At 43.6% G+C, this 12,623-nt stretch carries 9 protein-coding genes and 1 pseudogene; 3 read left to right on the forward strand and 7 right to left on the reverse strand.

The features are described 5' to 3' along the window. Nucleotides 1–114 precede the first annotated feature (114 nt). Genes C8268_RS03980 through C8268_RS03990 form a run of 3 tightly spaced genes read left to right on the forward strand, consistent with a single transcriptional unit; the run spans nt 115 to nt 2,984 of the window. Entirely contained in the window at nt 115–1,113 is a 999-nt protein-coding gene (locus C8268_RS03980; RefSeq protein ID WP_106766477.1) for an ABC transporter permease, read from the forward strand. A 10-nt stretch (nt 1,114–1,123) separates the two neighbouring features. After that, on the forward strand, nt 1,124–2,281 hold the full coding sequence (locus C8268_RS03985) for a hypothetical protein (RefSeq protein ID WP_106766478.1): 1,158 nt from the start codon (nt 1,124–1,126) through the stop codon (nt 2,279–2,281). Between the two features lie 10 nt (nt 2,282–2,291). Next, complete coding sequence (locus tag C8268_RS03990; RefSeq protein WP_158702668.1) at nt 2,292–2,984, forward strand: ABC transporter ATP-binding protein; 693 nt, start codon at nt 2,292–2,294, stop codon at nt 2,982–2,984. 154 nt (nt 2,985–3,138) lie between these two features. On the opposite strand, the pseudogene C8268_RS03995 reads toward C8268_RS03990, so the two are convergent. From C8268_RS03995 to C8268_RS04025, 7 genes and pseudogenes are all read right to left on the reverse strand, one after another. Continuing rightward, a pseudogene (locus tag C8268_RS03995) lies at nt 3,139–4,561 on the reverse strand (sucrose-specific PTS transporter subunit IIBC). Continuing rightward, the gene (locus tag C8268_RS04000) at nt 4,558–6,054 is read right to left on the reverse strand and encodes a glycoside hydrolase family 32 protein (protein WP_106766480.1); all 1,497 of its coding nucleotides are present in this window, start codon (nt 6,052–6,054) and stop codon (nt 4,558–4,560) included. The pseudogene C8268_RS03995 and the gene C8268_RS04000 overlap by 4 nt, the downstream one beginning before the upstream one ends. 137 nt (nt 6,055–6,191) lie before the next feature. Further along, nucleotides 6,192–7,199, reverse strand: a complete 1,008-nt coding sequence (locus tag C8268_RS04005; protein WP_106766481.1) for a LacI family DNA-binding transcriptional regulator — start codon at nt 7,197–7,199, stop codon at nt 6,192–6,194. Between the two features lie 302 nt (nt 7,200–7,501). Next, the gene (locus C8268_RS04010) at nt 7,502–8,632 is read right to left on the reverse strand and encodes a DUF4850 domain-containing protein (RefSeq protein ID WP_158702669.1); all 1,131 of its coding nucleotides are present in this window, start codon (nt 8,630–8,632) and stop codon (nt 7,502–7,504) included. A 289-nt stretch (nt 8,633–8,921) separates the two neighbouring features. After that, nucleotides 8,922–10,451: an extracellular solute-binding protein gene (locus tag C8268_RS04015; RefSeq protein ID WP_106766483.1), complete on the reverse strand. Its 1,530-nt coding sequence runs from the start codon at nt 10,449–10,451 to the stop codon at nt 8,922–8,924. Between the two features lie 60 nt (nt 10,452–10,511). Continuing rightward, entirely contained in the window at nt 10,512–11,393 is an 882-nt protein-coding gene (locus tag C8268_RS04020; protein WP_106766484.1) for a carbohydrate ABC transporter permease, read from the reverse strand. Nucleotides 11,394–11,429: 36 nt separating this feature from the next. Beyond that, nucleotides 11,430–12,407: an ABC transporter permease gene (locus C8268_RS04025; protein WP_106766485.1), complete on the reverse strand. Its 978-nt coding sequence runs from the start codon at nt 12,405–12,407 to the stop codon at nt 11,430–11,432. Nucleotides 12,408–12,623: the final 216 nt, after the last annotated feature.

Consider the following 12,623-nt stretch of genomic DNA (forward strand, 5'->3'; position numbering starts at 1 on the left):
CGGTTTCTTGTCTTCCATAATACTTTTGCTTTTTTTATAAGTCTATTACAGGAGCAGCCAGTTAAAGAATATATTTCGCGCTTCAGTGCATCGATTGGGCGGGGAGTGAGGACTATGAGGCGGATTAGAACATTCCTTGAGATGTTATTTAGACAGTTTGTGCATGATATAAAAATTAATATTGTCATTCTTTGTACGCTAACTTTTACTTTTACTTTTTTATTTTTAATCTCGGCAGCCATGATGGCCAAGCTTTCAGAATATCAAGACCTGAATGAAGCAGCAAGAACATATGAAATCAGGTTTTCAGGTGCTCATTCCGTGCAATCCTTTCACTCTATTTTGAACGAATTCAAACAAAAAAAAATAGAAAAAATAACATTTATGTATGTAACCGTTACTGATAGTGCCTTACATCGCTTGAATCCCCGTTTCGACGATAAGGACGCTTACTTGAACCCGCGCAATACGGCTAAATCTATGATTTCTGGCAGAGCTTTTAGCGAAAGCGAATTGGAACATGGTTCAAATGTCATCATATTAAGTAAAACCGATCATGTAAATCATTATGAAAATTATAAGGTAGGAGATACGATTCCAATTGCCGATCTTGACTTTACACTAATTGGCATCAGTAAGGATGATCGTGAAAAAGTAGGTTCTCTCATCCCTTACAGCACCATACTAAAATATAAAGAAAAGTTCCGTGTTAACGAGGCTTATATCACTTTAGAAGAAAAAGCAAGCAAAAAAGAAATACGACAAATTGTTAAATCCGCTAAAAGCAAATTAGATTACGATACCGAATATCGTATTACAACATCGTCCTCCTGGAAGCTGAAAAGCATGTTGAAACATATTTCAGGAAGCGTTATTGCTGCATTGATCGTTAGCGTTCTCTGTATCTTTAATCTAATGCATCTGGTTAAAATCATCCTTTTGCGTAATAAGACTGTTATGAACATATACAGAAATCTTGGTTATGAACATAAATATATTGTTCTTAATTTTGCGGCTATATTGTTCCTGTTAACATGCAGCTCCATTGTTGCTGGAAGCTATTTATCTCATTTCATAGGCCCAGTTATTCAAGAAATAACGCCTATACATTGAAGAGGAGAAAATGAGCAAAATAATTGATTTTATCAAGACTTACATTCGCATTAGTAAAAAAAAATATCTATATCATTCGATTCAATTTCTAATTATCGGCCTCATTTTCCATCTTGTGTTTTATAACCTTTGGGAAATGAAGTATATGAAGCAAACATTGGAAAGCGCCGAAGCCAGTAATTTATATGTAGCTGATTTTAGCCTAGACGATCCTGCTAATTTGGATATGAAATTAGAAAAGATGCAAAAAGAATTGCCCTCTGGTGTAAACATCATCGCCCCTGTAAAGAAATCAGCGTTTACGGATCAAAGGCATGATAACACACAAGTGACTGTCCATTTTCTATCACAGAATGAAATCGAGCAGTATAACTATTCCGTGTCAAACGGCGACTATTTCGGAAATGAGCCCTATCGGGAACACATTTATCCAGCTATCATTCCAGAACAACTAAGCAATAAATATAAAATCGGCGAAATTTATGATATTACAATAAATAAAAGTTTTAAGCCGCTGCAGTCCATTCAAGTGAAAATTATAGGCAGCCGGAAGGATAACTATATATTAGAGCTTTTCAATTCTCCTAATATATATAAAAGGGATTCAACTCTATTAATCTATGATGTAACGGGGGAGCTGTCCCGCTCTTTCTACGAAGCTGACGACAACCGGGTTCCGATCGTCATTAAAAATGACACTTCATACTCAGAAAGCTCATTTATTTCATTACTAGAAGATGATGGACTTGACAATATAAGCAATCTTGAAACAGAGATTCTTAGAAAAAATGGATTAACGTATAACGATATTTATTTATATATAACGCTATTAATCGTTTTTATTCCGCTTATTATCGTTTCGCTCGCAAGTTTCCTTTATTTAGAGTTTCAAAACAAGAAAAGAGAACTATACATTTACAGAACCTGCGGTATCGATCCCTACTTCTACTCTCTATCCATGTTTATTTTAAATGTAACTTTCTTTGCGTTTCCGATTCTATTGCAAGAACTCCTTTGGTTCTTAATATGTCTGATGGTAGATATAAAATTTATTTGGCCACACAGCCTCGCTTTAATAGGTATTTCCATTTTCACGGTGGTGCTCATTACTGTGTTTCAGTCCTATTTTATAAGCAAAGTAAAATATGATGAGAAGTTTCTGGATTAGGAGATTACAGATGATGAATCGTAAGCATGATGATATTGTTGTATTGGACAACCTGACAAAAAGCTATAGTGCGCATGAGCTAGCTCTTCATGATGTAACTCTTTCGATACAGACGGGTGAAATGGTTGCTATTACGGGGCCGTCCGGGTCGGGAAAATCTACTTTACTGAACATTATCGGGGGAAATATAAAGAATTACGCTGGGTTGTATCGGTTTCTGGGAAAAGATTTTCAATCATTTAATAAGAAAGAAATAGCGAGAATAAAAAACAAGCATATCGGTTATGTGATGCAAAATTTCGGACTAATTGAGGATATGTCGGTCTATCATAATCTGAAATTGCCGTTGTTGTTCAATCAAGATATACGCATCGATCAGATTGGAAAATTAGTCGCTGCAACATTGGATAAAGTAAATATGCCTAATTATGCGCATAAAAAAGTAAGACAATTATCCGGAGGCGAAAAACAGAGAGTTGCCATTGCGAGAGCGATCATCAATAATCCAGATCTGGTTATTGCGGATGAACCAACAGGGGCCTTGGATTCGAAAACGACTCTAACGATTATGGAGCTGTTCAAGAAATTAAACACAGAGAATGAAGTTACTTTCCTCATCGCAACTCATAATCGAGAAGTAGCGGATAGGTGTGACCGAATCATCGTCTTAAAAGATGGAACCATCATAGAAGAAGCCGAATGATTCCACTAAAACTGCAAAAATGCACAGCAATCAACGAATGTTTCCGCTTGGCTGCTGTGCATTTTGTTTGATGATGAGACTGAAAGCTTATTATTTATGCTCAACAAACACATATTTCATGCGATATTATTTTTCTGACATTTTTTACCTTAAATTATGATTTTGCTTCCGTTTTTACGTCATTCAGCATGTCATCATGAAAACCAAACAACCAGGTCAATACAAAAGCGATAGCCATTGCCGTCAGATTGCACAGAATGTATAGTGGAAGCTGACTGTTCAGGTACAGCAGCGTGCCCGGTATTACCGTAATTGCCATGCCAGTTGCCTTCAGCTGAAAGATCGATGCCATGAAGCCTCCAATACCGCCGCCGATCAGGCCCATGATAAAGGGCTTCACATAACGCAGATTCACTCCGAATATTGCCGGCTCCGATATTCCGAGAAATGCGGAGAACGAGGACGGAAGAGATAGTGCCTTCAGCTTCTTGTTTTTCGTCTTCATGCCAACAGCCAGACAGGCTGCACCTTGAGCAGCCATCGCACTGGTGACAATGGCATTAAACGGATTGCTTCCCGTCTGCTCCAGCAGCTGGATTTCGAGGAAATTAAAAATATGATGAACGCCCGTAACTACGATAATCTGATTAAAGAAGCCAATGAGCAGCCCGGCAATGCCGAACGGTAGATCAAGCAGAAAAAGAGTCGCATTCAGTACGATCTCTTCAAAGGAATGAAAAATCGGACCGATCACGAACAAGCCGAGAATAATCATAACGAGAAGGGTCATAAACGGTGTAACAATCAGGTCAATCGCTTCAGGAATCCGCTTTCTCAGAAAACGCTCAAACTTCGCTCCGAGCAGTCCTATGAAGAACGCCGGCAAGACCGAGCCCTGATATCCCACAACCGGGATAAATCCAAACATGACAAGTGCTTCCTCCGTCCCGTTGGCCACGCTGTAAGCATTCGGCAGCGCCGGATTGACGAGCATCAGCCCCAGTACGATGCCAAGCACTGGGCTGCCGCCAAAGACTCTAAAGGCAGACCAGGCAACCAGGGCTGGCAAAAACGCAAATGCCGTATCTGTCAGCACCTGTGTAAACATCAGGAAATTGGCCGAAATATCACCCGGCGTCAAGCCAAACCAGGCAAGCACCGTTTCCTGAGTCAGCAAGCCGCGAAGCCCCATGAACAGCCCCGTAGCAACCAATACCGGAATGATGGGAACGAATACGTCACCAAATGTGCGAATCGCCCGTTGAAACATATTGCCTGATTTTTTCGCTTCGGCTTTCATCTCTTCCTTGCTAGTGCTTTCCAGGCCGAGATTTTCCACGGCTTCGAAGATTTGGTTGACGGTACCTGTACCAAATATAATCTGGTATTGACCAGAGTTGAAAAACGCACCTTTTACCTTGTCGATGTTTTCCACTTTTTTCTGGTCGATCTTCTCTTCATCGTGTACCATAATGCGCAGCCGTGTTGCACAGTGGGCAAAGGAGGCTATATTCCCTGCCACCGATAGCTTCTACGATCTGCTTAGCGATGCTCTGGTTATCTGCTGCCATACTCATTCATTCCCTTCCATATCATTTACGGCCCTTGCCAAATCCCATTTGACAACCTTCAGGCCAGCACTGCCGTTATTTACAAAAAATCGGATTCCCTGACTGTCAGGATGAGGGAAAATGCGGCTTGTAAACACTTCTTCGCCGTCGTTGACAAATAATTCAACCGAGGAGATGTCTACAAACAGATGCAATTTGATATGTCTTGACACCAGTCTGCAAGACCGGGTTGGCCCATATCGGCTGTCGATCTTTTCCCCTGAAAATGAACGATCCAGCGTCAGCCTTTGCCTGTCAATATCATAACGAATGACGGTTCGCTCCATTTCACCGGTCCGTATTTCAAGTCCGACGCCTTCGGCATTCACCGGATTGAACTCGCAGATCATCTCGAAAGCCTGCCCTCTCAGGCCTTCATATGCCTTCATTTCACTAGTTAAAGTATCCTGTACTTCACGTCGCGTCCCTCTAAGCTTCTGCAATTCCACTACCGGCTGCTGCACCAGCTTGCCACTACGAAGCTCCAGCGTTCTCGGCAGAGTCAGACAGTGCGCCCAGCCATGCGAATCTGTCGGATAACCGATCTCCGGCTGTCCCATCCAGGCAACCAGTATCCGGCGTCCCTGATCATCTTCCATTGTCTGCGGTGCGTAAAAATCAAAACCTCTGTCAAGCTCATGAAACACCCCATGGTCAAAATCCAGCGTATCCCGGTCCAGCGGCTTACCGACAATATAACCGGATTGATAAATATTGCGAAAACGATCCCCTTGAGGCTGTAAACCCTGGGGACAAAAGAGAAGCACACCTTGGCCGTCCAGTTCAAAATAATCAGGACACTCCCACATAAAACCAAAATTATCCAGTAATGTCTTCATTTCGCCAGCATACCGCCACGTTGATAAATTCGGAGACTCGTAAATTACAGCGGTTCCGGTCAGGTCTTCCCTCTGGGCACCGATAATACAACGGTACATATCTTCGTCCCTCCATACCTTCGGGTCCCGAAAATGCGCTGTATATCCTGCCGGTACATAACCAATGAGCGGTTCCTTCAATTTGACCACTGTTCCGTGGGAATCCATCACAGCCATGCACTGAAACGGTTGTCTGTTCCAGTCGTCATCCCGGGTATTGCCCGTATACATCAGATGAAGCTTCCCATCCTTCACGATTCCGCTTCCCGAGTAGGCCCCAAGCGTGTCATACGGCTCCTCCGGTTCAATCGCAATGCCGACATTGCGCCAAAAGACCAGATCCTTTGAAGCCGTGTGGTACCAATACTTGAGTCCATGATAGGTATCAAGCGGAAACCATTGATAAAAGAGGTGGTACTCTCCTGCAAAATAAGCAAAACCATTAGGGTCATTCAAAAGACCGGTAATAGGCTGGATGTGATAGGTCTGTCTCCAGGGACTTTCCTTCACCTTCTTCTTCAAAGCGGCCATTTCTTCGGGAGAAGCCTGTTCCAGGCGGCGGTATTTCTGATCTCTGTTCATATCCCTTCTCCTTCCGATTCATTCACGTGAATACATATGAAATTCTGAATTCATTGGAACCGGTTCCAACGCGGTGTAAAAATAATGAACGCAGTTCCAAAGACTTTTTCATCGCTTTGGAACCGGTTCCGTCGATGTCAGTATAATGGATGCCTCTCCATTTTGTCAACGCTTTCTCGCTCTATAAATTCATAACTCAAGGTTGTAAGGGCATCGAGAGGCTCATCCTGAACAAGTTTGATGATATGGCGTGCTGCCAAACGCCCTGCTGACTCATAACCATATTTCACCGTAGTAAGCCCCGGATGAATCACTTCGGTCACATCATAGCCTCCGAAGCCTGTAACCGAGATATCTTCCGGAATTCTGATCCCTCGCATATGAGCCGCCTTCATCACTCCAAGAGCAATATTGTCCGTTGCACATACGATGGCAGATGGATGAGGATCACAGTTGTCGAGTATATCGGAAGCAGCCTTCACTGCCGCCGACATTTTAAATCCGCTCTCATAAAAGCCAGCCTTGGCCCCAGCTTGCTCCTTCAGGGCTGCCTGAAAGCCACGCTTGCGCTGAACTCCTACGGCTACATCCTTCTCGGTTACACCGAGGTATGCAATGTTTCGATGACCTTGGGCTAAAATGTAACGGCCCATATCATATCCGGCAGCGTAATCATTATAAATGATGCTATGGACATCCTGATGCTGCTGGCCGAGAAAAATAACCGGGATACCGATTTCCTTGACGGCCTTTAAATGAGCTTCAGTGATCTGAGTAGCGAACAGGACGATTCCCGATATTTTTTGCCTTGCCAGGTCGTACAGGGCCTCAATCTCGCGGGATAAATTTTGGCTTGTATTGATAATCAACAGCTGGTAGCCGCTGTCCCTGAGCTCTTCATCCATGCCGGTCACCGTTTGCGAAGCAGAGAAGGAATCAAGCCGGGGCACGATAGCACCGATCATACTCGTCTTCTTCGCTTTCAAGCTTTGCGCGAAGGAGTTCGGGATATATCCCGTTTCCTTAATCACGTGCTCAATTTTACGCCGGGTCGCATCGCTGAGAGAACCGCCATTTAAATATCGAGACACCGTACTTTTGGAAACCCCTGCTATTTTAGCGATATCTGCAATCGTTTTTTTCATTCTATCTCCGGCCCTCCCATTTCACAGCCTGTCCACTTTTAAAAATAGTCACGATCTGACTGTTCACTCCTTCTCTCTCCTCTTTCTCTCTTTCCCTAAATATAACATGCGGACAAGCTTTTCGGGAAACCGGATGAAACGTAAACAGATAATATAGGAAGCCATTTGAAGATAAGTAATGGATATGCTGATGCGGTCCGCTCGCGTTGGACGATAACTGATATCAGTCCATCCTATGAAAAAAGCACAGCAGCCAACGAACAAGATCTCGTTGACTGCTGTGCATTATGCCAGTTCTATCGTTACCATACAGAAACAACATCATCCGGAACAGAAAGGGAGGAAACCGAGTTCCATTGGCTGATTTCTATAATTTCATCCGGCGTTAATTTAGCAAAAAAACTATACCCTCCAAAGCCCTTTTCATTCGTTATTGAGTCTTGGTATGAAGAAAATTCAGTCTTGATAAACTGTTCTTTGCTGATATTTAAATCATGTCTAAGCATGATGCTTACCTCTATTTTATCTGTTCTTTTATTTTTCATGTATTGATCCATTTCTTTCTGTAGAGCTTGCAGTATTTTTGGAGAGTTATTCTCTTCCATTACCAAAGCTCCATGATAGGTTTTGAAGAAATCTAAAATGGTGTCGAATGGATCACCAGGAGTCCTGTTCTTATTCGACAGCTTAAATTCAAGTTTACGGAACAGATACCCTGCGGAGTCTCTTTGGTAGTAAACAGCACCTTTATTATCATAACCTTCCTCAGGCTCCGTCCTATAGCTTGCTGTTCTGGCGTCTTGCCCAGACTTGCCCGCCTGACTCCATTCTTTAAATGATAACAGATCAGCGGTAAAGCCTTGCTCGTCTGCCCACTTTGCCTGGTCCGGAAAATAGCTGCCTATATTGGTGATAGCGCACCCCTGGCACGATCCGGCAGTATCAGAATAATTCAACGTTTGCTCTTTATTATTGGGGTCGCTGAAAGTGACGCCAAAAGAACCATTCGCTCCAACGGTAGCCGATGCCTGCCATCCTGCCGGCGCCAGCAGCATATATCCGCCAGCCATGTCCGAACGGTAGACCATTACCGCTTGCAGCATGTCCTTCTTCTTCGGCGGTATTTTATAACTCATAACCGGAGGGCTCGAAGGCTGTGAATTCACTGCCCTAGTCCTCTCATCCAGGCTCAATTCAGCTTCTATCATTTGAAACGGGAGCTGAACCTTGCCACCATTTGTACCCGGAAAATCAATCGTCTTGACTGGTGATGTTACCGGTTTATCTTGATCTCCCGGCACAACCCGACCGTGAACGACGTTCTTCGTTTCAGCTTGTTGATCGGGACCTTGGGCAGCACTGTGAGAGACAAAAAAGAACATTCCGGCGAATACAGGAAGTAAAGCGGCAGAAACCATCCATTTCTTGTTCATCACTTCTTGTCCTTTCATATAAAATATTTACAAATCGATGCTGTTTGTGCAATGTTCTCCTATATAACTAAACATCTACTCTAATGGAAAAGTTGCACGTTTTCTTGCAAATTTATTGTAAATAAATCAAAAAGACATGCCCCAAAAGGTTCATGGATGCAATGATGAAGTAAAAAGGTCGAGTACGGAGCAATTAAAGCCCCTAACTCAACCTTTTTTCGATCTAAGATTCATCCCTCAGTTCATAAAACTGCATAAGGACGGCCCTATACCTTACCTGTTCGTTAATTTATTCACTCGCCATTTTCTTTTCGTATTCCTTATTCATTTCTTCAGTAATGAGCTGCAGATTTTTATCCTGCTTCAGCTGCTCAATAAATTGATCATACGCCTCGATCGTTTCTAGTCCGATGATAACCTTTGTTCTCATATCTTCCACTTTTTTCTCGATTTCCGGGTAAAGGCGGTTATACGTATCAGAATACAGTCCCCGCGATGGATCTGGCACTTGAACCTTTTTGCGCTCATTTACAATCTGTACGTTTCGCTCATACAATTCATCCGGCATGCCAACAAAGCCAATGGACATATCATCACTGATCAGATGGAACAGGTTGGACATGTTGCCGTCGCCGACCATATCTTTTTTACCTTGTTCCGTAAGTTCTTTCTTTCCGTTAACCTCTTTGTAGTGAACATCCTTAAACCCATGATACATCATAACGTTGCCTTCCGGACTGTTTCCATAGTCGAACAGTTCAAGAATTTTCTTCATTTTCTCTTCCGGTACTTTTTTCGGAATCAGATATACCCCGTAATACGGAGGTCCAGATGGCGTATATTTAACGCCGTTTGGATTTTCCAAATACGTTGTAGGAATCAGTTCTGCTTCCGGGTCAACCTCCTTGATGACTTTCCCGTGTCCCCAAACCGCATTCATGGAGAAATCACTTGCACCGACCTTGCCTCCGCGAAAAAGATCCACAACCTGAGAGAATTTCATAATGGCAAAATCTTTCGGAAGCAGCCCCTCATCGAATGCCTTCTTAATCCAAAGAAGCGCGTCGCGAGATGCATCCTCTGTAATAATCGGTACAAGCTTGCCATCCTTCAGTTTCCAGTTACCTAAAGTTTCGTTATAAATACCGTAAACAAAGAGCAGCGAGGTAGGTGCTGTTGCATAAGGAATTTCATCCTTCTGACCATTTCCGTTCGGGTCCTTGTCTCTAAATGCCACCAACACGTCAAAAAACTCATCCATCGTTGTCGGCACCTCTAAACCAAGATTATCCAACCAATCCTTGCGCAGCATCGGGAACATTCCCCCGCCATAGCTTGGGTAATAACGCGGGATCGCATAGTTTTTGCCGTTTACCTTCGAATCTTCCCACATCTGGGCGAGATCCGGTCTGCTCAAATTCGGATAATCCTTAATATACGGAGATAAATCCCAGAACACCCCCTGCTGGATCATTTTCTGAAGCTGTGAATTGTTAAGGGACTCCACAAAAGTTACATCCGGCAAATCTCCTGATGCAAGCATAACGTTCACTTTGTCTTGAATCGTCGTTGGCGTCAGCCATGTTATCTCCAGTTCTGTATTCGTTTTTTTCTCAAGTTCCTGCCAAAGCGGACTTGAATTATCTACCATATCCTGTGCGTAATTCAGCGTCTGCATCGTAATCTTTGTTGGGGCTTCATCCCCTTCACCTGTTGCATTGTTCTTGCCTCCACAGCCCGTGAGCAAAAGCGATCCGGACAATATCAACAGCAAGGATGTCTTGAATACGGATGATTGCTTTTTTCGTTTAAATTCCATAGATAGACCCTCTCTTTCAATTTATTATGATTTTTAACGTTGTGTACCCTGATATCCTGATCATTCTTTAACAGAGCCAACCATCGCCCCTTTGGCGAAGTGCTTCTGCAAGAATGGATACACCATCATAATCGGTACCGTCGCAATGACGACCGCCGCCATCTTAAGTGTCTCTGAAGGCATCTGACGGTTTACGCGAAACTCCAGTCCACCTGTTGCTCCCCCCATCGTCGATGGATCAACCAACATGTTTTGCAGCAACACCTGCAGCGGCCACTTGGTCTGATCGTTGATGAACATCAAAGCGTTGAAGTATGTATTCCAGTATCCGACAGCGAAGAACAGTCCGAACGCCACAAGCGCCGGCAGCGACAGCGGCAGCATAATACGCCAAAATACTCCGATTTCATTACAGCCGTCAATTCGCCCGGCTTCTTCCAGACTATCCGGAATGCTGTCGAAGAAGCCTTTCATCAAAAGTACATACCAAGCGCTCGTAAGCGCAGGATAGATTAGCGACCAGACGCTATCGATAAGCCCCAGATTCCGAACAACCAGATAGAGCGGTACCAGCCCCGGCTGGAATAAGAACGTTAATAGTACAAGGAACATGATCGTTTTACGAAACGGAAGGCGTTTTCGTGACAAGGCATAAGCCAGCCCCCCTGTTACAATTAGGCTCAGCGCTGTTCCAACGGTAGCAAGAAACGTGCTGACACCAAATGAGCTCATAAACAGCTTGTTTGACAACAGATGACGGTAGGCATCCAGTGTCCATTGCTCTGGAAACAGAATAAGCGGTCGACTATAATACTCCGTCGGGTCTGTAAAGGACAGAACCACCGTGTAATAAATCGGAAAAACAGTGGCTATGCTGAACAACAGCAAAAGCGATATATTCGTCACGTTAAACAGGCGGTCTTTCCAGCCTAAATCTCTCATGAAGCTCGACTCCTTTCATGCGCGTAACTCCGCCTTTTAATACAGGCTGTCTTGTCCAAGTTTCTTAGCTACTTTGTTCGCTATGACGACAAGGGTGACGCCAACAACCGATTTAAACAGGCCGACGGCCGTACTGTAACTGAACTCTCCTTGCTTGATACCGACCCGATACACATAAGTATCAAACACCTCGGCCACATGCGAGACTGCCGCATTCATCATCAAATAAATCTGTTCGAAGCCCGTATCCATAATCGTACCAAGGCGAAGAATAAACAGTATCATAATGACATTGCGCATGCCGGGCAGCGTAATATGCCAAATGCGCCGCATTCGTCCCGCGCCGTCCATAACCGCAGCTTCATACAATTGCGGATCGATGCCGGCGATGGCGGCAAGAAAGATAATCGTTCCCCAGCCAACTTCCTTCCATATCGATTGCGCTGTCAACATAGCCCAGAAATAGTCTGGATTTGATAAAATATCTATTGTGCTTTGATCCATGGAGATCATAAACTTGTTGATCAACCCTTCGGATTGAGAGAACATCAGGAAAGTCAAACCGTAAATAAGCACCCATGAGAGAAAATGAGGAATGTAAATCAGTGATTGCACCGTTCGCTTAACGATCGAATTGCGCACCTCATTCAGCATGATGGACAAAATGATTGGAGCCGGAAAGAAGAAAATTAAGTTAAGAAAACTGATGGCCAGCGTATTTCGCAGAAGCATATAGAAATCTTCATTACTGAAAAACCGGCTGAAGTGCTCGAATCCAACCCACGGACTCCCCGTTATACCGAAATACGGTGAATAATCCTGAAAAGCAATAACCAGGTTCGTAATCGGTATATACTTAAAAACAATAAAGAAAATAATGCCCGGTAAAGCCAGCAAAAACAAATACTTTTCCCGCCTAACCTCGCCCCAAACGCTCCGTTTCCCTTTTCGCTTGGCCGAAATTGCGCCGCCTTTCTCTCCTGCGACAGCTGTAGCGGTCTCTCGTTGTTTCATAGAAACCCCTCTCTTTCATGTTCATACAAATGATGTCATTTCCTGAACGGTCAACCTAAATGTAAACGCTATCATCATTCCCTGCAATTTGACTTTTTTTCCGCTGTGATGAAAAACGTATGAAAGCTGTGCTGGGCAAGGCTTTACCAGATGGAATATCACCTCAAAAGGACATCAATTTCCGCTTATTGCACTTTTTTTCTGAAGTAAATAATG

This window comes from Paenibacillus faecalis (assembly GCF_900289175.1).
Classification (GTDB): domain Bacteria; phylum Bacillota; class Bacilli; order Paenibacillales; family Paenibacillaceae; genus Paenibacillus_AQ; species Paenibacillus_AQ faecalis.